This is a genomic window from Thermosynechococcus sp. JY1331 (assembly GCF_031583475.1).
GTDB lineage: Bacteria > Cyanobacteriota > Cyanobacteriia > Thermosynechococcales > Thermosynechococcaceae > Thermosynechococcus.
This window is the reverse complement of record NZ_CP134180.1, coordinates 775,774-801,637: the sequence shown is the minus strand read 5'-3', so window position 1 is coordinate 801,637 and position 25,864 is coordinate 775,774. Positions and strand designations below refer to the sequence as shown.

Annotated in this window: 24 protein-coding genes; 11 read left to right on the top strand and 13 right to left on the bottom strand. The window is 53.9% G+C overall.

All coding sequences use genetic code 11. The features are described 5' to 3' along the window. Positions 1 to 18: 18 nt before the first annotated feature. From RHJ31_RS03795 to RHJ31_RS03780, 4 genes are all read right to left on the bottom strand, one after another. Complete coding sequence (locus RHJ31_RS03795) at positions 19 to 252, bottom strand: hypothetical protein (protein ID WP_149819801.1); 234 nt, start codon at positions 250 to 252, stop codon at positions 19 to 21. 11 nt (positions 253 to 263) lie between these two features. Then, positions 264 to 509: a ferredoxin-thioredoxin reductase variable chain gene (locus RHJ31_RS03790; protein WP_302677416.1), complete on the bottom strand. Its 246-nt coding sequence runs from the start codon at positions 507 to 509 to the stop codon at positions 264 to 266. Positions 510 to 628: 119 nt separating this feature from the next. After that, positions 629 to 1,621 carry a CHAD domain-containing protein gene (locus tag RHJ31_RS03785; protein ID WP_206200371.1) on the bottom strand — a complete coding sequence of 331 codons (993 nt, stop codon included), beginning with the start codon at positions 1,619 to 1,621 and terminating at the stop codon, positions 629 to 631. A gap of 203 nt (positions 1,622 to 1,824) precedes the next feature. Next, positions 1,825 to 2,427, bottom strand: coding sequence for a superoxide dismutase (locus RHJ31_RS03780; RefSeq protein ID WP_149819807.1), 603 nt, complete (start codon positions 2,425 to 2,427; stop codon positions 1,825 to 1,827). A gap of 192 nt (positions 2,428 to 2,619) precedes the next feature. Between RHJ31_RS03780 and RHJ31_RS03775 the strand changes: the two genes are divergently transcribed. From RHJ31_RS03775 to folP, 3 genes are read left to right on the top strand one after another with little or no spacing between them, the layout of a single operon-like run. Then, positions 2,620 to 4,098, top strand: a complete 1,479-nt coding sequence (locus RHJ31_RS03775; RefSeq protein ID WP_302677415.1) for a phosphoglucomutase/phosphomannomutase family protein — start codon at positions 2,620 to 2,622, stop codon at positions 4,096 to 4,098. 35 nt (positions 4,099 to 4,133) lie between these two features. Next, complete coding sequence (locus tag RHJ31_RS03770; protein ID WP_302677414.1) at positions 4,134 to 5,567, top strand: MFS transporter; 1,434 nt, start codon at positions 4,134 to 4,136, stop codon at positions 5,565 to 5,567. Further along, on the top strand, positions 5,564 to 6,406 hold the full coding sequence (gene folP, locus RHJ31_RS03765) for a dihydropteroate synthase (protein WP_302677413.1): 843 nt from the start codon (positions 5,564 to 5,566) through the stop codon (positions 6,404 to 6,406). Before RHJ31_RS03770 ends, folP begins: the two co-directional genes overlap by 4 nt. On the opposite strand, the gene RHJ31_RS03760 is transcribed toward folP, so the two are convergent. Beyond that, the gene (locus tag RHJ31_RS03760; protein ID WP_302677412.1) at positions 6,403 to 7,002 is read right to left on the bottom strand and encodes a hypothetical protein; all 600 of its coding nucleotides are present in this window, start codon (positions 7,000 to 7,002) and stop codon (positions 6,403 to 6,405) included. The genes folP and RHJ31_RS03760 overlap by 4 nt on opposite strands. A gap of 162 nt (positions 7,003 to 7,164) precedes the next feature. Between RHJ31_RS03760 and RHJ31_RS03755 the strand changes: the two genes are divergently transcribed. Beyond that, entirely contained in the window at positions 7,165 to 8,124 is a 960-nt protein-coding gene (locus RHJ31_RS03755; RefSeq protein WP_302677411.1) for an ARPP-1 family domain-containing protein, read from the top strand. Between the two features lie 3 nt (positions 8,125 to 8,127). On the opposite strand, the gene RHJ31_RS03750 is transcribed toward RHJ31_RS03755, so the two are convergent. Genes RHJ31_RS03750 through RHJ31_RS03740 form a run of 3 tightly spaced genes read right to left on the bottom strand, consistent with a single transcriptional unit; the run spans position 8,128 to position 9,435 of the window. Next, positions 8,128 to 8,598, bottom strand: a complete 471-nt coding sequence (locus tag RHJ31_RS03750) for a hypothetical protein (protein WP_302677410.1) — start codon at positions 8,596 to 8,598, stop codon at positions 8,128 to 8,130. A gap of 11 nt (positions 8,599 to 8,609) precedes the next feature. Then, the gene (gene gatC / locus RHJ31_RS03745; protein WP_302677409.1) at positions 8,610 to 8,903 is read right to left on the bottom strand and encodes an Asp-tRNA(Asn)/Glu-tRNA(Gln) amidotransferase subunit GatC; all 294 of its coding nucleotides are present in this window, start codon (positions 8,901 to 8,903) and stop codon (positions 8,610 to 8,612) included. A 10-nt stretch (positions 8,904 to 8,913) separates the two neighbouring features. After that, entirely contained in the window at positions 8,914 to 9,435 is a 522-nt protein-coding gene (locus tag RHJ31_RS03740; protein WP_149819824.1) for a photosystem I assembly protein Ycf3, read from the bottom strand. Positions 9,436 to 9,713: 278 nt separating this feature from the next. On the opposite strand from RHJ31_RS03740, the gene RHJ31_RS03735 reads away from it, so the two are divergent. From RHJ31_RS03735 to RHJ31_RS03725, 3 genes are read left to right on the top strand one after another with little or no spacing between them, the layout of a single operon-like run. Then, a complete protein-coding gene (locus RHJ31_RS03735) occupies positions 9,714 to 10,568 on the top strand; it encodes a universal stress protein (RefSeq protein WP_302677408.1) in 855 nt (284 codons plus the stop codon). A 15-nt stretch (positions 10,569 to 10,583) separates the two neighbouring features. Continuing rightward, positions 10,584 to 11,207: a DUF4129 domain-containing protein gene (locus RHJ31_RS03730; RefSeq protein ID WP_302677407.1), complete on the top strand. Its 624-nt coding sequence runs from the start codon at positions 10,584 to 10,586 to the stop codon at positions 11,205 to 11,207. After that, positions 11,204 to 12,331: a DUF4350 domain-containing protein gene (locus RHJ31_RS03725; protein WP_302677406.1), complete on the top strand. Its 1,128-nt coding sequence runs from the start codon at positions 11,204 to 11,206 to the stop codon at positions 12,329 to 12,331. The genes RHJ31_RS03730 and RHJ31_RS03725 overlap by 4 nt, the downstream gene beginning before the upstream one ends. Positions 12,332 to 12,359: 28 nt before the next feature. Here the strand turns inward: RHJ31_RS03725 and RHJ31_RS03720 are convergent, their stop codons facing one another. Further along, positions 12,360 to 12,686: a 2Fe-2S iron-sulfur cluster-binding protein gene (locus RHJ31_RS03720; RefSeq protein ID WP_302677405.1), complete on the bottom strand. Its 327-nt coding sequence runs from the start codon at positions 12,684 to 12,686 to the stop codon at positions 12,360 to 12,362. Between the two features lie 189 nt (positions 12,687 to 12,875). On the opposite strand from RHJ31_RS03720, the gene psbB reads away from it, so the two are divergent. The 4 genes from psbB to RHJ31_RS03700 all read left to right on the top strand — a co-directional run bounded on the left by psbB (position 12,876) and on the right by RHJ31_RS03700 (position 17,348). Continuing rightward, a complete protein-coding gene (psbB, locus tag RHJ31_RS03715) occupies positions 12,876 to 14,408 on the top strand; it encodes a photosystem II chlorophyll-binding protein CP47 (protein ID WP_149819834.1) in 1,533 nt (510 codons plus the stop codon). Positions 14,409 to 14,427: 19 nt separating this feature from the next. Continuing rightward, the gene (locus RHJ31_RS03710; protein ID WP_011057371.1) at positions 14,428 to 14,526 is read left to right on the top strand and encodes a photosystem II reaction center protein T; all 99 of its coding nucleotides are present in this window, start codon (positions 14,428 to 14,430) and stop codon (positions 14,524 to 14,526) included. 260 nt (positions 14,527 to 14,786) lie between these two features. Next, entirely contained in the window at positions 14,787 to 16,079 is a 1,293-nt protein-coding gene (locus RHJ31_RS03705) for a histidine phosphatase family protein (protein WP_302677404.1), read from the top strand. Between the two features lie 3 nt (positions 16,080 to 16,082). Then, complete coding sequence (locus RHJ31_RS03700) at positions 16,083 to 17,348, top strand: dihydroorotase (RefSeq protein ID WP_302677403.1); 1,266 nt, start codon at positions 16,083 to 16,085, stop codon at positions 17,346 to 17,348. Here the strand turns inward: RHJ31_RS03700 and fumC are convergent. From fumC to RHJ31_RS03680, 4 genes are all read right to left on the bottom strand, one after another. Then, entirely contained in the window at positions 17,300 to 18,703 is a 1,404-nt protein-coding gene (gene fumC, locus RHJ31_RS03695) for a class II fumarate hydratase (protein ID WP_302677402.1), read from the bottom strand. The two genes, RHJ31_RS03700 and fumC, sit on opposite strands and share 49 nt — an antisense overlap. Positions 18,704 to 18,810: 107 nt before the next feature. Continuing rightward, complete coding sequence (locus RHJ31_RS03690) at positions 18,811 to 22,128, bottom strand: Swt1 family HEPN domain-containing protein (RefSeq protein WP_302677401.1); 3,318 nt, start codon at positions 22,126 to 22,128, stop codon at positions 18,811 to 18,813. Positions 22,129 to 22,181: 53 nt separating this feature from the next. Then, entirely contained in the window at positions 22,182 to 22,433 is a 252-nt protein-coding gene (locus RHJ31_RS03685; RefSeq protein WP_302677400.1) for a Uma2 family endonuclease, read from the bottom strand. A gap of 71 nt (positions 22,434 to 22,504) precedes the next feature. Then, entirely contained in the window at positions 22,505 to 25,744 is a 3,240-nt protein-coding gene (locus tag RHJ31_RS03680; RefSeq protein WP_302677399.1) for a DUF1156 domain-containing protein, read from the bottom strand. Positions 25,745 to 25,864 lie beyond the last annotated feature (120 nt).

Genomic DNA, 25,864 nt, shown 5'->3' with positions numbered 1-25,864 from the left:
GTTCAAGGAGATAATTTCTCAATAACGGGCGATCGCGAACACGTAGAGGGCATGGCCTGCCAATAACGTTAACCACACCAGCGTTACCGTTGGCATAAAGGGTACTGCCGTGGGTTGCACCTGATGCCAAAACCAGCCACCAGAGTTAAAAGCAGCAAAAAGAGCAACATGAACCGCAAAATTCATGCGATCGTCCAAACGGCGATAGCTCGGATCACGGCGATCGGGCTTACGGGGCCAACGGGGAGGCATATAGAGCGTACCTAAATCACTTCCAGCTCGTCGGGGTGCAAATGAGCAATGAACTTGGGACTAAACCGCACCTGAATCGGGTAGTTGGGACTAATGGGACGGCCCTGCCAGTCGCTGAGAATGGCGAAAATCTCTCCTTCCATTCCTTGAATGTCAAAGGGCTGATTGCGGTGATCAGGGTGGTGATAGACGATGGTAGGGGTCTTAACGCGTACCCGCAGGCCTACACTTAGGGTTGGTTGCTCTACAACGCTCATTTGCTTGTTGTTCTCCTGAACCGGCAAGGGTTTTATTTTTATCGTCGCATACGGATCGGCAAGGGCGATCGCCCTAGGACAATTGAACATCAATTGTTACCATTGCCGCCCGACCTCTGTCAGTTGGCAGAGGAGATCATCGGATGACCGAGGGAGTTGCCATTGGCGCTTATTGTCATTGGTGGCATGAGGAGTAGAGAGCGCACTTGATGGCGTTTTTCGGGGCTGAGGTATTCCTGCTGGACGGAGCGCCAAGTTTGCCACTGGCGTGTTTGCTCAAGGGCAATCATTTCTGCGAGGCAAGGAGAGGCTTGGCGAAGATTGAGTCCAAGTTGGGTACGGAAAAAGTCATGGAGGACAACGCCATCGTGAAGTGTGCCTAGGAGTTCTTGCAACTGAGCAAAGGCATCTACCTGTTCAGTGAAGGTGTCTCCATAGACACTGCTAAAGAGTTCCATTTGGTAGCGTACCCGCTTGGTTTGCTTGCGTAGATCGTGGAGATCTTCACCCGCTGTTTGCAGCCACTGGGGCGGGTTACTCACCGCAAGGAAAAGGGGGCGATCGCCCTGCCATTCAATGGCCACTTGCCACCCCGGATGCAGCAACAGTTGACACACCAAGGGCAACAAAATATCTGGGGCAATCAGTTCTGTGGGTAAGTTAGCAATCTCACGATATTGAGGGGCAGCTAGCCATTCTTCTAGCCCCTGTTGCAATTTGCGATAGCGATCGCTGCGCAGCAATTGAAGGGCTTTTTGTAGCAGTTCTGTCCGTTGCTTTTCGAGTTTTTTGATCAGTTTTGCCAGTTGTTGTTGCTCAGGGCGAGGTAGGTGAGGGTAATACTGCTCCTTGAGCGCCAGCATCATCACATCCAAATCCCGTACGGGACTGAGACTGCCGGCGATCGCCCGTACTCGCTGAATGGAGACTCCCTTGGGCAAACGTACGGTATTACAAAAGACCTCCAGAGCCGTTCGCAGGCGGCGCAAGCCCACCCGCATCTGGTGAATTGCCTCAACATCGCGATCGCGAATCACCCCCGGCTCGTGTTTGCTAATTTTGCGGTAGTACTTTTCAAAAGCGGCGTACGCGATATGCCCTAGGGTTTCCATAAGACCCCCTCCCTGCTCAACGCCCAAAGGAATACCACTATTAAATTAACGTTTATTAACCAAGGTTACTTTTATCTTAATTTTAACTTAACCATAGTTGTGGCTGAATCATGGCTCAGCAAAAAAAGCCCCGCTCGATCAGAACGGGGATCAGTGAAATCAGTGAAGTCATTCAGTAAGAGCGGAACAAAAAATTGGGAAACTTAGGCAGCCGCTAGATTTTTAGCAACAAAGTCCCAGTTCACCAGTTGGTTGAGGAAGTTATCAATGAAGTCTGGACGGCGGTTTTGGTAGTCGAGATAGTAGGCGTGCTCCCAAACATCAATCGTCAGGAGGGGCACTTGACCGTGAACCAAGGGGTTTTCGGCATTGGGGGTTTTGGTCACTTTCAGCGTACCCGCTTCGAGCACCAGCCATGCCCAACCGCTACCAAATTGGGTCGCCGCTGCATTTTTGAACTGGGACTTGAACTCGTCGTAGCTACCAAAGGCACTGTTGATCCGGGCGGCCACATCACCCGTAGGAGCGCCACCGCCACCGGGCTTGAGGCTATTCCAGAAGAAGGTGTGATTCCACACTTGAGCCGCATTGTTGAAGATGCCCACCTTGGCAGCATCGCCATAGGTCATGCGAATGACATCTTCAAGGGATTTGTCAGCGAGTTCCGTATCTTGAGTCAGTTTATTGAGGTTGTCCACGTAGGCTTTATGGTGCTTGCCATAGTGAAATTCAAAGGTTTTCGCAGACATCCCATAGGGTTCAAGGGCACCCGGATCAAAGGGAAGGGGTTCTTGTACAAATGCCATAGTGCTCAATACCTCTCTAAAGGTGATGCAGGTTTAGGCTACTAGAGATCAGTCATCGCCAAAAGGCACCTAGCAGCAGTGCCCATCGCCTAATTAACAATTCGCAATAATTATATCATCCTCCTTTCCGCTTCAGAAAAGAGCTGTCTCGCAGCATGATATGTTCAGAGGGGTTCTTGGGTCTTGGGTTCTATGGTTGCTTCTGTCCTTCGCCTAGATCAGGTTTTGATTCCTGAGGATGCCCCGATTCGCTTTGGTACCGATGGCTGGCGCGGCATCATTGGCGCTGAGTTTACTTTTAACCGTTTGCTGCGGGCAGCCAAGGCAGCGGCGGCAGTGCTCCATCAAACCTATGGCAAGGGCACAACGCCTCGGATCATTGTGGGCTACGATCGCCGGTTTTTAGCGGAACAGTTTGCCGCAGCCGTTGCCCAATTACTGGCGAGCCAAGGCTATGAGGTGTGGCTTTCAAATTGTGCGGCACCGACCCCCGCCTTTAGTTGGGCCGTCAAAGCAGAGGGAGCCATTGGCGGCTTGGTAATGACGGCAAGTCACAATCCCGCCATCTATGCAGGACTCAAGGTGAAAGGCGCCTTTGGTGGCTCCGTACCCACGACCGTCACCCAAGCCATTGAAGCGCAGTTAGCTCAGGGAGAGCCGCCACCCGTGGGTGAGGCCAAAACAGACTATCAAGCCTTTGATCCGTGGCCCAGCTATTGTGCGGCCTTGCGCACTCATGTTGATCCAAGACCCATTCGTGAGGCGATCGCCAGCGGTAAGCTGCAAGTCTGTGCCGATGTTATGCATGGGGTGGCCGCAGGAGGGCTAGGGCGCTTGTTGGATTTAGCCATACCAGAGTTTCGGCGCGATCGCGATCCCCTCTTTGGGGGAGGTGCTCCTGAACCCATTGGCCGTTATTTAACTGCAACCCAAGAGCAACTGCGGCAACAACACAGTGCCACCCCAACAGTGTGTTTCGTCTTTGATGGTGATGCCGATCGCCTAGCAGTCATTGATGGCAAGGGGGTGCTGTACACTGCCCAAGAAATTATTCCCATCTTGATTGATCATCTGGCACAACACAGTAGCTACCGAGGGGCTGTGATCAAATCCATTAGCAGTTCTGATCTGGTGGCGCGAGTGGCCGCCCACCATGGTTTAGCGGTGATTGAAACGCCCATTGGCTTTAAGTACATTGGCGATCGCATGCTGGCAGGGGAAGCTGTCCTCTTAGGTGGTGAAGAATCGGGGGGAATCGGCTATGGCCATCATCTTCCTGAGCGAGATGCCTTACTCTCAGCACTGTACCTACTACAAGCCCTAGTGACATCTGGCTTGAGCGTAGGGGAATACTATCAACAGTTGCAGGTAACCACGAACTTTTACAGTGCCTACGATCGCGTTGATCTCACCCTCGCGTCCTTAGCGCAGCGACAACAACTAGAAGCAATCCTAGCAGCGCATCCCTTCACCCAGATTTTGGATAGCCCCGTGAGCCACTGGGAGAGCATTGACGGCTACAAGTTTCATCTAGCTGATGGCGGTTGGTTACTGATTCGCTTTAGCGGCACCGAACCCCTGCTGCGCCTCTACTGCCAAGGGAAAACGCCTGAAGAAGTGCAGCGCATTTTAGAATGGGCAAGTCAATGGGCAGTTGCAGTGGCTAGCTAATCGTTAAAAAAAACAATCGTAATGGACAACGCATCATGCCACTAGACCCATCCAGCCCAAATTCCGCTGCCACCAGTGCCCGTTCGCCCCTTTCCCTATGGACAAAACTTGCCTTTGGCGCCGGTGATCTCGGAACCGCCATCACTGCCAATTTACAGGTGTTTTTCCTGATGGTGTTCTTGACCAATGTGGCTGGCCTCAATGCGGGCTTGGCAGGCAGTGTGTTGATGATTGGCAAAATCTGGGATGCCATCAATGATCCGATCATCGGCTACCTCAGCGATCGCACCCCTGTGGGCAAGTGGGGACGCCGCCACATCTGGATGATCCTAGCAGCCCTTCCCTTTGGCATTTGCTTTTTCTTGAACTGGTGGGTACCAACGACGGATCAAGGGTTGCTCTTTGGCTACTACGTTCTCATGGGTCTCCTCTTTAACACGTTTTACACCGCAGTCAACCTACCCTACAGCGCCCTAACACCAGAACTAACAGAAGACTACAACGAACGTACTAGTCTGAATAGTTTTCGCTTTGCCTTTTCCATTGGCGGCAGTATTGGCTCACTCCTATTGGCGCAAATTCTCTTCCAAGTCATTCAGGAACCCAAAACTCAGTACATTGTCCTGGGGGGCATTGCCGCTGTATTATCTGTGCTGCCCATCTATTGGTGTGTCTGGGGCACACGGGGACGGGTGCGCGAGTTTGAACGGCATACCCCCAGCAGTGGCCAAAGCCCTTTACCCTTGAAGACGCAACTGCGGTTGGTCTTTAGCAATCGGCCCTTCCTATTCGTGATGGGCATTTACCTCTGTTCTTGGCTGGCGGTGCAAATTACTGCCTCACTGATTCCCTTTTTTATTGGCGATTGGTTGCAAATGTCCCCCGCTGAATATACGCAAGTGGCGCTGGCGGTGCAATCGACGGCGATGATCATGCTTTTTGTTTGGAGTGCGGTGAGTCGGCGTATTGGCAAGAAGGCGGTCTATTACATGGGCATGGCACTGTGGATTATTGCCCAAGCTGGCTTGTTTTTATTGCAGCCGGGACAAACAACGCTGGTCTATATCTGCGCGATTCTGGCGGGGTTTGGGGTTTCGACGGCCTACCTTGTCCCTTGGTCAATGATTCCCGATGTGATTGATCTCGATGAACTCAACAGTGGCCAGCGGCGGGAGGGGATCTTCTATGCCTTTATGGTGCTACTGCAAAAAATTGGTCTTGCCTTGGGGTTATTTCTCGTCGGTCAGGCCTTGCAGTGGGCAGGCTACCTCTCCAGCGTTGCCGGTGAACCGCGCCCCGTTCAGCCCCCCTCGGCACTGTTGGCAATCCGCATTGCCATTGGACCTTTGCCGACTTTTTTTCTCATTATTGGCATTGTTTTGGCCTACCTCTATCCGATTACGCAAGTGGTACACCAAGAGATTCTCTTAAAGCTGCACGCTAAACGGCAAGGAGAGGCTAGTGCATGAAGGGCTGGTACGTGGGCGATCGCGCTTTTGTTTGGGGGGAGCGCACCTACATCATGGGGATCTTAAATATCACCCCTGACAGTTTTAGCGATGGCGGTGACTTTTTTAATCCCGCCAGTGCCGTTGCCCATGCCTTTGAGATGGTGGCGGCAGGGGTTGATGTCATTGATATCGGCGGTGAGTCCACCCGTCCGGGCGCCAGTGAAGTGCCCATTAGTGCTGAGTTAGCGCGGGTGTTGCCCGTGATTGAGGGCATCCGTCAGCAGTCGCAGATTCCCATTTCCATTGATACCACCCATGCGGTGGTGGCGCGCGCAGCGGTTGAGGCAGGGGCGAATATTGTCAACGATGTCTCCGGCGGGCAGGCGGATCCGGAAATGTTTGCCACGGTAGCGGCATTGGGGGTGCCCTATATCCTCATGCATCGGCGGGGAACGCCAGCCACCATGCAGCACTTAACAGACTACGAGGATTTGATTGGTGATTTGCTTCGCTATTTTCAGGAACAAACGCAGCGGGCGATCGCCAGCGGCATTCCCCCCGAGCATCTGATGATTGATCCCGGTATTGGCTTTGCCAAAACCACGCCCCAGAATCTCACCCTTTTACGAGAACTGCGACAATTTCACAGCCTTGGCTATCCTCTCCTGCTGGGGCCATCGCGCAAACGCTTTATTGGTGACGTGCTGAACCTGCCCAATCCTAAAGACCGAGTTTGGGGTACTGCAACGGTCTGCTGTCATGCCATTGCCCAAGGGGTCGATATGGTGCGTGTCCATGATGTGGCGGCCATGGTGCAGGTGTGTCGGATGGCCGATGTGCTCTGGCGATCGCCCTAGGGAGACTCAAACCACTTGAGGACACCCACCGCTATAAGAAAAAGACTCGCCAAGCCCTCTAAATAAGGGCCAAAGCGCAAGGGCGTTTGTTCGCGGAGTTGCTGCCCCAACCAAAAGCCACTGCCGATGCACAGCCAACTGGTCACTGTACTCGCTATTACAGCACTAGCGATCGGTAACTGTGCCAAACCCGCAGCTACCCCTGTAGCAAAGTTCGTCAGGGTCAATGCTAAACCCAACAGCAGCGACTGGTAGAGCGTGAAGTCATAGGCATAGTCAAGAATTGGTAATAAGTTCGGCTTTGTGGTTTTAGAGGGATGATTCAAGTTGAGCCAGACTCCCCCCAGTGCCGATGCCCCCATGACTATCAGTAAGCCACTGCCAAGCCGCTGTGCCCAAATCAACGGCACATACTGCTGCACCCACCCACCCAACCCCATGGCCAAAAAGGTACTGCTACCCGAAAGAGCCGCAATCAGAGCATTCCCCAGCCAACTCATACGATAGCGGCGCAGACCATAGCTAACGGCCACGCTAAAGTTATCCATATTGGTGGCAAAACCAAAGAGTAGGGAGGCGATCGCGACTGGGAGCATTGGAACCTCTCAAGAATTCACCCTGAGCATAAGCGATTTCTAAGGACAAAGGCACCTGTTAATTAGGATGGTCTGGCGGGGCGATCGCAAATTTTCTGGGTGGATGCATATCCCTAACAACAGCAATGGATAACCAGATGTACACCCTTGCGAGGTGATCCCATGAATCTTCTCCAAGAACTCCTACAAACCGTTGAAATTAGCACCCCCCAAACCTTTGGTGGCATGACGCTGTTTCCTCTGCTGCGCCCGATCGCGGCAGAACCCGACTATTGGACGCTGACGGAAGCAATGAACCAAAACCTGCTGAAGATTACCGAGGTGTCTGAAGGGGGGCATGTGCCTGAACTCCTGTGCCATAACTGGAGCGATCGCTCGGTACTGCTTGTGGATGGGGAAGAACTCGTCGGTGCCAAGCAAAACCGTATTCTTAACCTCACAGTACTGGTGCCCGCCCACACTGATCTGAAAATTCCCGTTTCCTGTGTTGAACGGGGTCGCTGGCACTACCGCTGCCGTGAGTTTGCCGCTGCTGATCGCGCCTACCATGCCACAGGGCGCGCCAAGAAACTCCGCCATGTTACAGAGTCGTTGAAACGCAGGGGAAGCCGCCGTGCTGATCAGGGGGAAATCTGGGCGGATGTCGATGACCATCTGCTTTTCTTTGCTTGCAAGTCCACCACCGATGCCCTCGCTGATGTTTATGAAAAAGAAGCCCACTCCCTCGATGAGTACGTCCAAGCATTTCGGGCGATCGCCCAGCAGATTGGTGCGCTTTTCGTCGTGCACGGTCAAATTTTGGGCTTGGAACTCTTTGACTTCCCTGCTACCTTTGGCAAACTGCTCCCCAAATTCAGCCGCAGCTACGGCCTTGAAGCCCTGAAACCCTCTCTTTCTCACGGTTCAGAAGTCACAACTGCCGATGCTAAAGCCTTTTTGACGACTGTGGCGGCTGCAACGGCTGAAACCTTTGAGGCCTTGGCCGAAGGCACGGATGTGCGGCTCACCCATCCCGAAGTCATTGGTAGTGCCCTTGTGGCCAAGGAGCGGGTGGTGCACTTGAGCGCCTTTCCCACCGAGATCACCCAGTCCAAACGCCGGCGGTCAGGTTGGGAAATTTAAGTCCTAGGGACAATTGCTGCGCCCCGGTGCCGGCACACACAACTCCCATTCCGCATTGAAGGGTTCGTAGCCGAGAGCCACCCCCGCCCGTTCTGCTTGGTAGCGCACCTCCTCAAAGCAGTCAAAGCCATCGGGGCGCACGGCAATAATAATGTACTCGCGATCGCTCTGACGGCGGAGATTGGCCAACAAAATGGCCAGTGGTGAGGTCGGTTTGGCCAGATCTGCTGCCCGCACAAGCACCTTTCGCGGATGAATGATCACCCCCTCGCGACGGCACTCCAGATAGCGGGGGGTACGCCCGTCATTTTGGGCATTTTCCCGTGCCAAAATTTGCACATTGGTACGTTCTCGCCCAAGGCTACTAGCACTAATCACCACCACTAGCAGGATCAGCGTGCCAATGGTGCAGGCCAAGATCGAGAGGAAGGGAAATAAGTCCAATTGTAAATGGTGGGATTGACGCCGCCGCACAGCCTGATGCCTTACATAATTTTGGGCACACGGAAAAAGTCATCCTCGCGATCCGGGGCGATCGCCAGTAGATCCTCCCGATTTGGCCAAGGCTCCAACACATCGGGACGGGTTACATTACTGACTTCAATCGCACGGGTCGTCGGTGGAATATCCGTGACATCCAGTTCCCTGAGTTGATTCACATAGTCGAGAATGCGATCCAATTGCTGGGTGAGGGCTTCAATTTCGCTTTCCTCAAGGGCGAGGCGAGCCAAGTGAGCCACCTTGCGCACATCCTCTGCGGTAATAACTTTTGTTGCCATGGGTAATCCCTTAGAAATAAACATCCATGCTGGAGCGACCTGTGGTCTTCAGCCAGTTTTGCGCCTCGATATAGTTATTGGGCGCCAGTTGAATCGCCCGTTTCCAGTAGTCTGCGGCGCGATCGAAGAGTTGTTCAGCCTCCTCGGAGCGCTGTTGCTCCTCTGCCTGTGTGCCCAAGTAGTGGTAGATCACCGCAATATTATTAAGGGCTTGGGGCATGCGGGGATTGAGTTCAAGGGCTTGGTGATAATACTCTAGGGCTTTTTCATGATCGCCGTTACTGGCGTGGATCAGGCCAATGTTGTAGAGAATGTAGCTGCGATCGTTGGGGTCTTCCTCTAGTTCTAGGGCTGCTTGGTAGTTCTCCAGTGCCTCAGCATATTCCCCGTCCGCTTGGGCAGACATGCCATCGCGATAATAGGCAAAGGCGGTTTTTGACTGCGAACTGGTGGGCAAGACCTTGAGAATGAGGTCAGCCATGACCGTAAAGGTTTTGTCAATAAAGTTATCGTTCCGTTGCGATCGCGGCATAGGGCTTCCTTGAACGGTCTCTTGCCTAGTGTATCAAAAGCACTCCCAAGAGCGCCCCCTAGCCAATGCCTAAGATTTGTAGCGTTCCACCAAGAAGCCCCTAACCCAGACCTAAGATCGTCATACAGCCCTTTTCTTGAGATGTGGCGTGTACGAATAAGGAGAGCATCCTATCCTCCAGCAGTTTTGACTGTTTTCAGCGTGTGCCATCCTTGGGAAAAGGGCTGTAGTGGCCATCCGTGCCCTGATGCTCACCAGATGTTGGGAGTTTAAGATTTATGATTGAAAATATTCTATTGGCAGACTCAGGAACTGGACAATCCGAACAAATGCTCAAGTCGCTGATGGAGTTGCCAGCGATTCAACGCGCTGCCGTCACTGTTTTGCACGTGATTCCACCGAAAATTACTGCCGAGGAGATGGCCGAACAACGTCAAGCGGGTGCCAAACTCCTAGCGGAAGCCGTTGCCCGACTGCATCTTGACCCCGTCATTAGTGTCAATACCATGCTGCGGGAGGGGGATCCCAAAGATACCGTGTTGCACGTGGCCGATGAAATCAATGCCGACTTAATCATCATGGGATCGCGGGGACTCAAGCGCCTGCAATCCATTCTCGAAAACTCTGTCAGCCAGTATGTGTTTCAACTGTCTTCCCGACCGATGTTGCTGGTGCGCGATGACCTCTTTGTGAAGAAAATCAACCGCATCATGGTAGCGCTCAATAATTCTGCTGCAGCCAAGGCCTCCTTGGACTTAGCCGTGCGCCTAATAGAGGGGGTCAAGGGGGGCAAACTCATTCTTGCCCACGTCAATCCCGACCTCAAGGGTCATGCTGATACCCCTAGCACGGCTGCTGAAAAAGATCCGATTCTCTCGGAAGCCGCAACGGTGGCCAAGCAGCGGGGTGTGGAATACCAGTGTGTCCTGACCACCGGCAAGCCCGGTGAAGAAATCTGCCGCATTGCGGTTGACACCAATACCGATCTCCTCGTTCTGGGTTCCCCGGATCGGCGTCCGTCCATCGCTCGCAGTTTACCCGACTTGGATCGCCTTTTGGGCACCTCCCTGTCTGACTATGTGCGGGTCTATGCCGAGTGCCCCGTGCTCTTTGTGCGACAATCGGAGGCGTAGTCTGGTCTGGCGACGGTGACCTTTTTCGATGATCTGCACTGGCAGGGCGATCGCCAGTGGCGACAATTGGGTGAAGCCCTTGAGTACAGCTTTCTCCAACTCTTTCGCCAGCAAACGGAGCCATTTTGGCAGGACTCCCCCTCCTTAGAGGCATGGCTACGCTGGTTCTTGCAAGGGGTCTTGCTCGTTGGCCTTGGACTCGCCCTCTATTTCCTAGGGCGCAGCCTGTGGCGATGGTGGCAGCGGCGATCGCGATCCTCCTCAGCAACACTGGCTTCTACCCTTGAGGAGCGCCCCAGACCCGTACGGGAATGGTTAGAACTGGCCCAAAGCCTACAATTGGCGAGAGACTACCGAGGGGCCTGCCGTGCCCTCTACATGGCCTTGCTCTATCGGCTGCAGGAGGCGGGCTGGCTACGGCTACAGCCCCACTGCACCAATGGCGACTATCTACGGGAATTGGAGCGACTCTTTCAACTGGGGGAGCGATCGCCAGCCGTGCGGCGGAGTATTCAGCACCTCTTTCAAGTTCACAGTCGCAGTTACTATGGCGCCGAAGTGGTGGATGCCCAAACCCTAGCCACCTGTCAAGCCGCCTATTTTGAGGTGGAACCCTTCCTGCGGGAGACCCAACCATGATCTCGATCAACCGCCGCCAAGGGGTGTTCCTCGCTTTCGCTGTCCTTGTGCTGCTGGTAGTCGGTATCCTGATTCTGGCGATCGCGCCGAGTGGACGCGCTGGCTCCTCCTTTGATCCCTCCCCTTGGGGCACGCAGAAATTTTATGCGTATCTACAACAGCAGGGGTTCCAAGTGGCGCGTTGGCAGCGGGACTATGCCAACCTCAAGGGTGAGGGGCACGTTTTCATTCAAATAAGTAGTCGTCCCATTGGCTGGTCACCCCCTCTTTTGGAGTGGCTGGCTCAGGGCAATACGCTGGTGCGCTTTTACTGGCATGGGGAACCCACCGCAGCCCCCTTTGAGAAACGGCTCTCCACTCCCCAGGGCAAGGTGTTGATTGAAACGCGCCGCCGCGTCCCCCGTCAGCGGGGCGATCGCCCCCTGCTCAAGGATGATCATGGTTCAATTGTCTATCTCAGGGAAGCCACTAGTCCCCAGACCCATGGACAACGAATCCTTGGGGTCTATCCTTGGCTGGTGGCCAATGTCTATGGCGGTGACCCCCCCCTTGCGAACTTTGCCGTTGTGGCCGAGATTTTGCAGAACGTGGTTACGCCGGGGGCAACGATTTACTTTGATGAATGGCTCCACGGCTATCGCCAACGCTCCCCAGAGGATGTGGTCAGGGAGACAGTGCCTCAAACCCTCTTCGACTACTTCAGTCGTACCCCTTGGTTGGCGGTGGGGTTGCAACTTGCCCTCTTGGTCCTCTTTTTGCTATGGCAGCAAAGTCAACGTTTTGGCCCACCCTTATTGGAGAAAGAACCCGTCTCCAGTAATAGTGCCGCCTACATTGAAGCCCTCGCGGGCGTTTTGCAACGGGCACAGCAGCGGACGTTTGTTCTAAAACAGCTTCAGGATCGTCTCCGCTATGATCTGGCAAACCAATTAGGCCTTGCAACCACTGCTGCCGATCTGCCCAAGGATGCTGAACTCCTACAAGCTTGGCAACGCACCACCGGGCGATCGCCCGAACTCCTGCAAGATCTCTTCAGTGTGACCAACAGCCTCGACGATTCTCAGTTACTCAGGTGGCTAGAGCAGGCCACCAGTGTTGTGCAGGCTCTGCAAACGGTTGACTAGTCTAATTGACCCCATCAGCAAGCCTCACCTAGCTTTTGGGCTTCGTCTTCACACCCACCGGCCCATAGACAAGGGTTTGGCAAGCCAAGCGATAATTCTCTGGCTTACGGCGGAGCTTGCGTTCTTCCACTGGTGTGCGGGGGGAGAGGTTTTCCATACCCTCGACGATCTCAACAATACAGGTGCCACACTGGCCATAGCCCCCACAATTAAAGAGCTTGCCCTTGAGGGTATAGAGGTCAACCCCCGCTTCCATTGCTTTTAAGCGCAGATTCGCGCCGTCGGCAGCGATTACTTCTTTGTTTTCGTTAACAAACTTAATATTTGTGCCCACAAATTCAGCTTTGCTTGCCATAGGAACCGACGCTAGTTACCATTCTTAATACATTCTCATTTTGGCAGAAAAACTGCCCAACCGTAGCTGAAGTTACGGGTAAATTGGCCGTTAAACTCTTAGTAGGGAAGCGGTTGTTACCGTGATCCGGCTGCTTAATAAAATTTGTTCATGCAAACGCTAAATTTTTGTATAGGAGGAGCGTAGTCAATGGGACTACCCTGGTACCGAGTCCACACTGTCCTGATCAACGATCCAGGACGGTTGATTGCCGCCCACCTGATGCACACGGCATTGGTCGCCGGTTGGGCAGGGTCGATGGCTCTTTATGAGCTAGCTATTTTTGATCCCAGTGATCCCGTTCTCAACCCAATGTGGCGGCAGGGAATGTTTGTCTTGCCCTTCATGGCACGGTTGGGGGTCACGGGGTCTTGGAGCGGTTGGAGTATTACTGGCGAAACAGGGATTGACCCTGGTTTTTGGAGCTTTGAGGGGGTTGCCCTCGCTCACATCGTCCTGTCAGGTCTGTTGTTCTTGGCGGCCTGCTGGCACTGGGTCTATTGGGATTTGGAACTCTTCCGCGATCCTCGCACCGGTGAGCCTGCCCTCGACTTGCCGAAAATGTTTGGCATTCACCTGTTCCTTGCCGGTTTACTCTGCTTTAGCTTTGGTGCTTTTCACCTGACCGGTCTCTTTGGTCCTGGGATGTGGGTCTCTGACCCCTATGGCTTGACGGGCAGTGTCCAGCCTGTGGCACCCGAATGGGGACCCGATGGCTTTAATCCCTACAACCCCGGTGGTGTGGTTGCTCACCATATTGCCGCAGGCATTGTCGGTATTATTGCTGGTTTATTCCACCTGCTGGTACGTCCACCCCAACGACTTTACAAAGCTCTGCGCATGGGGAATATTGAAACGGTACTCTCCAGCAGTATTGCTGCCGTCTTCTTTGCTGCCTTTGTCGTTGCCGGCACGATGTGGTATGGCAGTGCCACCACGCCCATTGAACTCTTTGGGCCGACTCGCTATCAGTGGGACAGTGGCTACTTCCAACAGGAAATTAACCGCCGTGTGCAGGCCTCCCTCGCCAGTGGCGCCACCCTTGAAGAGGCTTGGTCAGCCATTCCAGAGAAACTGGCCTTCTACGATTACATTGGCAACAACCCCGCCAAAGGTGGTCTCTTCCGTACTGGCCCGATGAACAAAGGGGATGGCATTGCCCAAGCTTGGAAAGGCCATGCCGTCTTCCGCAACAAAGAGGGTGAAGAACTCTTTGTCCGTCGCATGCCTGCCTTCTTTGAAAGCTTCCCCGTCATCCTCACCGATAAGAATGGCGTTGTCAAAGCCGACATTCCCTTCCGTCGTGCCGAGTCGAAGTATAGCTTTGAGCAACAAGGTGTGACCGTCAGCTTCTACGGTGGTGAATTGAACGGCCAAACCTTCACCGATCCACCCACCGTCAAGAGCTATGCCCGTAAAGCTATCTTCGGTGAGATCTTTGAATTCGATAAGGAAACCCTCAACTCCGACGGGATTTTCCGCACCAGTCCCCGTGGCTGGTTTACCTTCGGCCATGCGGTGTTTGCCTTGCTCTTCTTCTTTGGTCACATTTGGCATGGTGCCCGCACGCTGTTCCGCGATGTCTTCTCTGGGATTGATCCCGAACTGTCGCCGGAGCAAGTGGAATGGGGCTTCTACCAAAAAGTGGGCGATGTCACCACTCGTCGCAAAGAAGCTGTCTAGTCATTCCTAGGGGACTACTATGGAAACCATCACCTACGTTTTCATCTTTGCCTGCATTATCGCGCTGTTCTTCTTTGCCATCTTCTTCCGTGAGCCTCCTCGGATCACCAAGAAGTAGCCTCTGATCCATCAGCGAATAGGTCTTTAATACTTGCCGATCGCCCCTGCGGTCGGTTTTTTGATTTTTATGTGATGCTCAAGAGATGATGCCCGCCAATTCTCGAATCTGTCGCTCCTGAAGCCACAGTTTCTGCTAAAGTCTGTATGGCAAGGTGGGATGGCCAAGTTTGTTGTCTGTGAATTGTTAAGGAGAAACCTCTGAGTACCCGAGTCATCATTGTCCGCCACGGTGAAAGCACGTTTAATGTCCAAGAGCGGGTGCAAGGTCACAGTGATGCCTCTTCACTGACGGAGCGCGGTCACTGGATGGCAGCCCAAGTGGGTCTGGCCCTGCGGGGCATTCCCATCCGCAAGATTTACACCAGTCCCCTGAAACGGGCAAAGGAAACCGCAGAGGGCATCCATGCTCAGCTCCAAGACCCGCAACTCAAGCCACCCCATTCCCTTGATTTACTCAAAGAGATTGCGCTGCCCGCTTGGGAAGATCTGCCCTTTGCCGAAGTGAAGGCACGGTTTCCCGAGGACTATCGCCGCTGGCAGGAAGCCCCAGAAACCTTGATGATGAAAATCACCACGGAGAGTGGCCAAACCCAAGAGTTTTTTCCGCTATTGGATCTCTACGATCGCGCGGGCATGGTTTTGGAAGCGCTGCTGACGGCTCACGAAAATGAAACGATTGTCATTGTCGGCCACAGCGGTATGAATCGTGCCCTGATTTGCACGGGTCTCGGCTTGGGGGTCAAGGGCTATTTACGGCTCCAGCAGGCCAATGGCGGCATTAGTGTCCTCAATTTCAGCAATGGCTTGCGGCAACCCGCACAACTAGAAGCCCTCAATCTCACGAGCCATCTCAATGATCCTTTTCCGCAACCCCGTTTCAAGGAGCAAACGCTGCGCATCTTTCTGGTACGCCATGGTGAAACGGACTGGAATCGCGAGGGACGCTTCCAAGGGCAAATTGATGTGCCCCTGAATGAAAATGGCCGTGCCCAAGCGGCGGCGGTGGCCGAGTTCCTCAAGGAGGTGCCCTTTCACCATGCCTTGAGTAGTCCCCTACGGCGGCCCAAGGATACGGCCTTGGCGATTTTGCAGTATCACCCTGATGTCGAGCTAGAGCTAGAACCAGCCCTTGCCGAGATTAGCCACGGGGATTGGGAGGGCAAGTTTGAACCGGAGGTGGCGGCGGCCTATCCGGGGGAACTGGAACGCTGGCGTACCACCCCGGCTCTGGTGCAAATGCCCAATGGGGAAAACCTCGAACAGGTGCGCGATCGCGTGGTTAAGGCATGGGAAGAGTGGCTGAAGCGCTGGAAAACCAATGCTCCCACCCCCCACAATGTTTTGGTTGTGGCTCATGATGCCACTAATAAGGTCTTGCTCTGCCACATTGTTGGCCTAGGCATTGAAAACTTCTGGCTCTTTAAGCAGGGCAATGGCAGCGTCACGGTAATTGACTATCCCCTCAAGGGCGGTCTGCCGCGATTGCAGGCAGTGAATATCACCACCCATTTGGGGGGCGTGCTGGATCGGACGGCGGCGGGAGCCTTGTAGGCGATGGTGTGGCGACTGTTGCAACAGGTGCGGCTGCTGGATCCGGTCAACCGCCAAGATTATCGCGCCGATGTGCTGCTGGCGGCGGATCAATTGGTGGCGATCGCCCCCCAAGAGGTACCTGCTGACGCCGAAATCATTGATGCCTCAGAATGGGTGTTGGCTCCCCCCTTGGTAGATCTCTATAGCCACAGTGGTCAGCCGGGTTATGAGGCGCGAGAAACCCTTGAGACACTCTTGGCCGCTGCCGCTGCCGGTGGGGTGCAGCATTTAACCCTCTTACCGACTACAAACCCCGTGATTGATGATCCTGCCCTTTGGCAAGGATTACAACGGCAGATACCAACCACCGCTTGGTCACAGGTTCGGGCTTGGGGGGCACTCACCCAAGGATGCCAAGGGACGGCTTTAACCGATTTAGCGGAACTGGCCGCCAGTGGGGTAGTTGGCTTTTGTGATGATCGGGGGTTGACCCATTGGCCTTTGGTGCAGCGGGCACTCACCTATGTCCAGCCCCTAGGCAAACCCGTTGCCCTTTGGCCCTTTGACCCGGCCTTGGCCGCCAATGGGGTGGCACGGCAAAGTGGGGTAGCCACTCGTCTCGGATTGGTGGAGCAACTGGTCTGCTGTGAAACCATTCCTCTATTGGCGATTTTGGAGCTGGCCCGCACCGTCTCAACCTCAATTCACCTCATGCGCCTGTCAACCGCTCGCAGTGTCGAGATTCTTGCTAAGGACAAACCTGAACAGGTCAGTGCCAGTGTGTCGTGGTTACATTTGCTCTTTACGGTTGAGGATCTAGCCAGTTACGATCCGCATCTGCGCCTTGACCCGCCCCTAGGAACGGCCAGCGATCGCCAAGCCCTGATCGAAGGACTCAAAACGGGGGTTATTGAGGCGATCGCCATTGACCACACCCCCTTGCTCTATGAAGAAAAAATGGTTTCCTTTGCCGAGGCACTCCCCGGTGCCATTGGCCTCGAATTAGCCCTACCCGCCCTCTGGCAGGAACTGGTTGCCAAGGAATACTTGAGTGCCCTTGACCTGTGGCATGCCCTCAGTACGGCACCGGCGCGGATTTTGAGCATTGAGCCACCCCGTCTCGAACTGCACAGTCGCAATTTTGTGCTCTTTGATCCGACGGTGACTTGGACAGTGACGCACCAAAGCCTGCGATCGCGCGCTCGCAATACGCCCTTTTGGCAGCACTCCCTGCGGGGTCAATTAGTGTCCTTTTCACCCAGCATCAACTCTGGCCGCACCCACTGATCAAATTCCTCAGCCGTGAGATACCCCAATTCCACCGCCGCTTCCTTCAGGGTTTTACCTTCGCTGTAGGCCTTTTTCGCGACGGCTGCTGCCTTGTCATAGCCGATGTGGGGGTTCAAAGCCGTCACCAACATGAGCGATCGCTGCAAATGGCGCTGAATTTGCTCCCGATTGGGTTCAAGGCCGATTAGACAAAACTCAGTAAAGGCTTGACCGGCATCACTCAGCAGTTTGATCGATCGCAGCACATTGTGAATGATCAGGGGCTTATAAACATTGAGTTCAAAATTTCCTTGACTGCCCGCGATGCCCACTGCGGCGTCGTTGCCCATCACTTGCACACAGACCATCGTTAGGGCTTCACATTGGGTGGGGTTGACCTTACCCGGCATAATCGACGACCCCGGCTCATTAGCAGGTAAGATCAGTTCTCCTAGACCACAACGGGGGCCTGAAGCCAGCCAGCGAATGTCGTTGGCCATTTTCATCATTGCTGCGGCCAAGGTTTTCAGGGCACCACTGAGCATCACCAAGGGATCATGGGCGGCCAAGGCAGCAAAGGGGTTCTCGGCTTTGCAGAAGGGATACCCCGTCATTTGGGCTAATTCTGCCGCCACGCGATCGCCAAAACCGGCGGGGGCATTCAAACCCGTCCCCACGGCCGTACCGCCAATGGCGAGGGGATACAGATGCTGGAGTGCGTACTCAATATGGGCTTGACAGGCTGCAATTTGACTGGCGTAACCCGAGAATTCTTGGCCAAGGGTGAGAGGCACGGCATCCATCAAGTGGGTGCGGCCAATTTTAATAATGTCGGCAAAAGTGGTGACCTTTTCCTGCAATACGGCCAGTAAGTGCCGCACCATCGGCAGCAGTCGCTCCTGCAGCTCAATCACTGTGGCAATATGCATCGCCGCCGGAAAGGTGTCATTAGAAGACTGGCTACAGTTCACATGGTCATTGGGATGAATTGGCGTTTTGCTCCCCTTCACCCCCCCCGCCAGTTCAATGGCACGGTTAGCAATCACCTCATTTACATTCATATTGGTTTGGGTACCACTACCCGTCTGCCAGATGGAGAGGGGAAACTGATCATCCCAGCGCCCTTCAATGACTTCATCGGCTGCTTGCATAATCCATGCCGCTTTATCGGCAGCTAAAACCCCGAAATCGCGGTTGGCGATCGCGGCTGCCTTTTTCAGCCGTGCCATGGCATGAATAACCTCGAGGGGCATGCGCTCGTGACTGATGGGAAAATACTTTAGGGAGCGCGCCGTCTGGGCACCCCAGTAGCAGTCCGCTGGTACCTCAATGGCACCGAGGGAGTCGTATTCTAGGCGAGTTGCAATTGTCATGATTCGTCATACCGAGGGGGAAAACCCATCTCTCATCATTGCATCATTGCAGCAGGAGCAACAGTTGCAGCCGTTAAACCCTACCTTGCCTCCAGCGCGCTCCCCTGTTAACTCTGCTCAAAGGATTGATTCTTAAATTTGAGTGTTTTGCAATTCTCCATGACGGTACGCACAACCTCTTCTGGAATCCCTCTAGGAATCTCAGCTTCGATTTCTAGGGTAACTTTAACGGTACCATCCAATGCAATCAGGTGTTGAACCACTTCGCTGGCGATCGTAGCCACATCTCGGTTCAGCCGCTTTGGATCAAGCTCCACATTGCCATAAAATCTGCGGAGGATAGGGGTAGAGGATGGCGGAGTGAGCGGTGCGGCGTGAGGCGTGAAGGAAACTGAGCTACCATCTGCAGTCTCTTTTCTCTCTTCTGGATTCTCTCTCCTCTCTCTATTGAGCTGTTCTTGAGCAACTTCTGGCTTTACTAGCAGGCTTTGGGGACTAATGCTAGGGTTAATGCCTGTTCCCACTTGCAGACCGAGATACTTGCCTGTCTGGTCATCAACGCCTTCAGCATAGGCAAAGTTATCTGCCCACACCGTTGAGGCCACACCGCTGCGCACTGCTTTTAACAAAACCTCTTGATTTTTCAAACGCGGCAGATAGAGATACCGTGTCAAACATTCCCATGTCTGTTTGAGATCAATGTGGTCGCTTTGCCGCCAGAGATATTTATCAAGTGCTTCAAGTCGCAGATTAGTGGCGGAGTAATTCGGTAATAGATCCCCTTCATGCACGGCTTTGTCGCTGGCTTGCACAATGGGGGAAGCCTGCCCTTGTAGTCGGGTTTCTCTCCACTCAATTTTGCCCTGGGGATCAGGTTGTTGAGGCACGAGAAGCCACTGATAGGTCTCGTTGAGGAGAGTCGTAACATCGTTATCAAACTGTTTCAGCTTCGTCTCTGCCTGTTTGGTCTGGAAGGTATCTAAGTTGAGAATTTCCTTTTCATCGACGATTCCCTTCCACGCTAGGTATTGGGCAGTGTTGCGTTCTAAGTTTTCCAGTTTGGTTTTATCGGCTGCCAAAAAAAGCAGGGTATTCTTGTAGTAACGGGGACTGTTCCCCCTGTGGTTGAGGGCATCTTCCACCCATTGGCGGGCAGGGCTGTCAGGATTGCCTTTGCTGTGGGCATGTTGGGGATGCAGAACCACCAGCCGAACCCCTTGAGTACAGTCGTCGGGAATATCCGCCGTGGAGTCGGGAGCAACATGGACGGCGCTGAATTCGCCGCGATTTTGATTGTTTTTGAGCCGTCGGATGACCTCTGCCCAAACGGGGTCGCGATCGCTGAGGATTTGTTCTGCCCGTTCTTGGGCAGTGCGGTTAACGTTAGGTTGTGTGGAAATCCAGTAGCGTTTGCTTTCGTCCACGTAGAGGTAGGTGGCACGATCCGTCAAATAGCGTAAGGCATCGCCAAAGGTAGCAGGGGTTTCACCGGGTTGCACACAGCCCAGCTTAATGCGGCGATCGTCAATGCCTCGGTTGGCAGCACGCAGGGTGGGGGCAGATCCCATGTAGATGGTGCGAGCAACACGGCGGCAGGCGGAGTAGCGCCCTAGGTTGGAGTTTTGGCGATCGAGGGTCAATGGTAGGGAATTGGCACCATCCACATCTTTGTCAATGACAGGTAGCCAATTGTCTTCAAGATAGCGAGTCAGTTCCGCCTGAACCTGCTGATCATCCATTGGCACATGGGCAGGCAGGATCATCAAACTGCGGTCTTCTCGTGCCCACAGGCAATGAATCACCTTGGCCATTAGGCGGAGTACGCCGCGGGTGCGTTGAAATTTATCGAGCGTGGACCAGTCGGCATACAAGCGGTCAAACAGTTCCGGATGAATCGGGTAGGCCGCTTTTAGGCGACGCTCGTAGTCAGGTTCTTTGCACTCGCTAGGAAACTCTTGGCTTTGGTGGCGGTACATGTCCATAAAGGCTTTGACAACCGCATCCCGCTGCACAAACAAATTGGGGTCAGTGATGGGCTGAAACAGACGGCGGCGGACAATTTCAAAGCTTTCTTCGGCACTTGCCGGCCGCCAAGGAGATTCCACCCGACCAATGGCATTTTTCAGTCTCTCTAGGGCTTCTTTCCCGCGATCGCCCCCAATCTCAATATCTGAAGAGGGGATACTGACCACCAAGAGGGTATCTTTGGCATTCTTAGCCGATTCACTCAGCGTTTGGGCAAAGGTAAACTGGGTATCAAAGCTCCCTCCGGCCAGATCACTGTGCTCATGCAGTTGCCGCGCATAGGACACCCATTCATCAATCAAAATTAGACAGGGGGAAAAGCGATTGAACAGCACCTTGAGAGCATCACCCGGATTGGTGGAGGTTTCATCGGCTGGCCGCACCAGTTCATAGCCTTCGGCTCCACCCAATTGCCAAGCCAGCTCGCCCCAAAGGGTTTTAATCAAAGGGCGATTTTGGCGCTGGTGTTCGGGTCTATAGGGGACAATGCCGCTGGGCTGAAGTTTATTGCCCACTAAAACTGCCACACTGACATTTTGAGGCGGTGTCGTCAGCCCTACTTCTTGGAAGATCGGCTCCATCCCCGGCAAGTCAGCACTTGATCTTGCATGACACAGATGGTACAGAGCCAGCATGGCGTGGGTTTTGCCACCGCCAAAGTTGGTTTGCAGCTCAATCACCGGATCGCCGCCCTGACCGCTGAGCCGTCGTAGAGCGTTGGCCAGCAGTTGTTTCAGTCCTTCGGTGATGTAGGTGCGGCGATAAAATTCGCTGGGATTGCGGTACTCGTCAGAGCCTTCATCCAGATAGACCTGCCAGAGGTCGGCAGCAAATTCGGCTTGTTGAAAGCGACCGGAGGCAACATCAGGATGGGGGGTAGCAATTTCCCGCCAAGGCTTGAGTCCGGCCATAGGTTGCCCTTCCGTCGGTGTGGTGGTGGTGCGGCGGGTGATATTGCGGGCTTGCTCCTCAAAGCGAATGCGCAATAATTCTTGCTTTTGTTTATCAACTTCGGCAGCTTGAGGAGCGGAAATAGCGCTGAGCAGGCGGTTGACGCTATCGAGGGCGCGGTAGGCATCATCGGTCGAAAAAGTGTTGGTATGTGCCCACTTGTTACGAGTTTCGCGTAACTCACTGACCAGTGTCCGCTCTGCCCTTCCTAAGATCGTTTTGAAGACTTCATTCCACCGTTCCCAAATGACGATCAGCAGGGCAGATACATCTTGCTGCAGGACCTCTGCAGGATTGTTGTATTGGTTATACTCAGGTAGGCATTGAGCAGCCTCTTGCAACCAGCGATCGCCATAGCTGGCTTTCATTTCCCGTTCCACAAAGGGGTAAAGCCCATCGAGAAGCAAATTTAGGGAGCGTCCCACTCGTTCGTAGTTACTAATGCTCATCGTGTGATTATGGCAAGAGGGCTGATCAAGCAAGAGCTGTAAGACTATGATAGCTAATCCCAAATCAGGGTTAAATCCATCACGAAGTGGCGTAACAGAGGTTCTCCTGAAAGGCAAGATGGATGTTCTAAAACTTCTACGGCTTGTTGGGGTTGATAGCAATAAACTTGTCGGGTTTCGGGAGCAATTAACCAACCCAGCTGAGCACCATGAGCACCATTATCTATATACTCCTGCATTTTGGCTTGGAGAAAAGCAAGGTTGTCGGTGAGTTGAAGAGTGGGGCGTAGGTTCAGGGCAATCATGGGGTTACTTTAATCATTAATCATTCAATCATTAAGGAGTTGGTGTGCAGTTTATTACGCCTACAATAGGCCTAAAATTGTAGGTTAATCTGCGTAGATGCTTGCATCGTGGCAGCTAGACGGGTCATTTCTGGCCAAGAACTCACAAGGCTGTTGTAAGCGAGAGCCTCTTGGCTCCACCTCTTGCGATCGCACAGGCTATACAACCGATAGGCCAAATCGCGGGCAAAAATGGCGCGATCGCCCAGTTGAGCGAGGAGTTCGGCAGCGCCAGTTTCCCCTTGTTTATCCAAAGCATGGATCAGCAGTTGGGTGATCAACCATAGGGGAGAAGTGAGGAGCGAGGTGGACGGTTCATTCCTCTCTTCTCTTTTCTCCTTTCTCTTTTGGCGTTTCCCGTTCCTCTTTGCGATTTCCTCTCTTGTCAACAAACGCACTTTGCCGCCCTTGGCTTCGAGGATGCCCCCATTGACCATGCCTTGGACGGTGGTATTTTTGGCTTTGCTGAGGGTTTCGGCATCGCCGTATGGCCCTTCATTGAATTCGTGTTGCTCGAACCAGATGAGAGCCCAGCGGGTGTCGCTGTCGAATTCGCCCTCTTGCTCGGTGAGGTATTCGTCGAGGGTTTGGTTGATCAGTTCCAGGGCAGTGCGCACGCGCATGGGAGTGCCATCGTTTTCCAGAACGGCGGCATATCGGGAGAAGACAGCCATGCCGGGGCCAATGCTGGCTTGGGCAAAGTCTACGGGGGCGATGTTGCCCTGCTGCAGGGTTTTGAGGGCGGGGGGAAGTTCGCGTTTGAGTTCGCTGAGGAATTGGCGACGGGTAATTTTGGCTGCGTCGGCGGGGCGGAGACGGCAAACAAGGACGATCGAGGAGGCGAGGGCGTTGGAGGCTTGTCCACGCATGCGGCTGGCGAGTTCGGTACGCATGGGCCAAGTACCATCGATACTAAAGCCAGCTTTGATTAAGCCTTCCAGCATGGTTTCCCAACCGGTTGAAGCTCTGCTGCCCTCACCCCTAGCCCCTCTCCTAGAGCGAGAGAGGGGAATTAGAGCGGTGTCGATGTCTTCTTCCCCCCCTCGCCCATTTTGGGAGAGGGAGTCGGGGGGTGAGGGGTCTTCTTCTTGCTTGAAGGCGTAGTAAACCGTTAATGGATAGTCTGAGTGAACAACTTTATTGAGACGCTCAAAGGTTTTGCCGAGTCCTTCTTCAAAAAATTCCTTTGCTTTTTGCTTGGTGCCATGACGGAAGTTATCCGCAACCAATTCTTGGGCTTTAGGAACTAAAACCGTGTTGAAAATGTTGGGATAAATTGTACCGATAGAACGACGCAGCCAGACATAGAAAAAGTCTGAGAGGTCTGCATAGGGCACGGCATCATAGTAGGGTGGATCGGTGGAGATGAGTTTGGGGGTGGTGTCGTGGGGGTGGGGGGCAGTGGCATCGTGTTGAGTAACGTATGATTGGAAATTGGGAAATGCATTCTCAATTACTTTGTAGACCCACTCAATTGCACCATTAAAGTTGCCAGTCGAGTCACTCATAGGATTAGCTTCGGCAAAGTCCCAAACCATTGGAATGGCTTGTCTTCCAAAGGTGTTTCTAATCGTGTCACGTCCTGAGTTCCAGCTACAGAGACTGGAGTGATAATCTGCCATTTTGTCACTAGCAAACGCCAAATAAGTGGCGATCGCCTCTCCATAGGCTCTAGCCCCCGTTCCGCCCTCATGCAACGGCACATCATCATCCGGTAGCCCAGCAGCAATGGCATCCTGAGTCGCCTTTGCCTGTGCTTCCCCCACCAAATCGCTGAAGGTGGTCAGCGCCACCAGTTGACGCGGGGTGAAGAGATCGGCGTGTTTGGTCATGCCGTAAAGCGGTGCATTGATCACCCCAGATTTACAAATAAGCTCTGTTTCTGGTTTCCAAGTGGGTTGCGCCGAATTAGCAATGGCTTCCTGTTCTGGGGTGGGTGCGAGATACACCCGTCCATTTTGTCCCTCAGCAACAATGGCCATCAATTGCTGTCCCATGCGTCCGGCTCTGCCCTCCGATCGCACATACTCCAACGGTACGGGCGTTCCGCAGGCGATGCAGCGTGCCCCTTTGCGGTCTACCGTTCCCTCTGGTGCTCTGCCTTTGCCCGACTTCACCACAAACCGGATTTGAGTCCCCTCACCCTTGATGGGAGAAGGGGCTAGGGGATGAGGGTGATCAATTACCGGCTCCACCCAAGCCTCTTTCCCCTTCTTGGTCGAAAGCTGAAAACTCCGTACCAACGGCATCTGGCAGCCACAGGCCGGGTTCGGGCATTTGACCGTTCTTGCCCATAGCCACGCAATCACCGTTGCTTTTCCCTCACCCTGCCCTTTCCCAGAGGGAGAGGGTTCTGATTCTCCCACTCGCTCTTTTGGGGAGAGGGGGCTGGGGGGTGAAGGGGTTGGGGGGTGAGGCAGAACAGAAATTTCCCACTTCTCTAGCTCCTCCTCGCCCTCTGGGAGAGGGGGTTGGGGGGTGAGGGCAACCTTCGGGTACAGATGCCCAATCCGCTTAAACGCCTCATCTCGCATCCATTCTCCGTAATAGCGCACATCCGCCGCGAGTCCCTGTGCTCCATACCAGCGATTTAAGCCTGCCCTTTCTCTTCCTCGCCCTCTGGGAGAGGCGGTTGGGGGGTGAGGGCAATCCACCGGATTCACCGGCGCTTGATCCTTGAACTTCGGCGGAATCTCAATCAATGCCTTATTGATCAACACCGCTACGGGATTCAAATCACTGGCATGGGCTTCCAGCCCCAACCGCTGCGCCTCCAAGGGAATCGACCCGCCACCGGCAAAGGGGTCATACACTGGTGGCGCATACTGGGCAATGTATTCCCGCACCGCTTTGGGATCGGTTGGCGGCTCTTCCCCTCTATCCCACGCCAAGCAGCGGGCAATCTCGCGCTGCGCTGCCTCTAGCACCCCAGAGTTCGGATCATTGACATCATCCCAAGACACCAAGCCCCGCACCACCTGTTTTGCATTGCCTTTCCGATCCCGCACCACCTCAATCCGAGCCAAAATATCAAACAACCGCTGCCGTTCCCGCTGTTGCTCCTCTTCGGTGGGGAACTTGTCTGGCCAACTCGAAGGATCATCCACCAACGATGCCCATAGGACAGCGCGACAGGTTGCTAAGGGTCGCCGCGCCCACCACAAATGCAGCGTGGAAGGATGGCCATGGTGGATGTATTTTTCACGGGCCGATTCGAGGTTGATGGCTTCTAGGGGCAGGGCAACTTCAATGAGTTTTTTGCGGTAGGTCATCACTTGCAAATTATCTTAATATTTGATGGTTTGAGTTCAAGACACTGTTACTTGTTCTCGTACCCACTGGCGCAATGCCTTGAGAACCTTGTTTCTTGCCAACATTTTAAGCTATTTCAG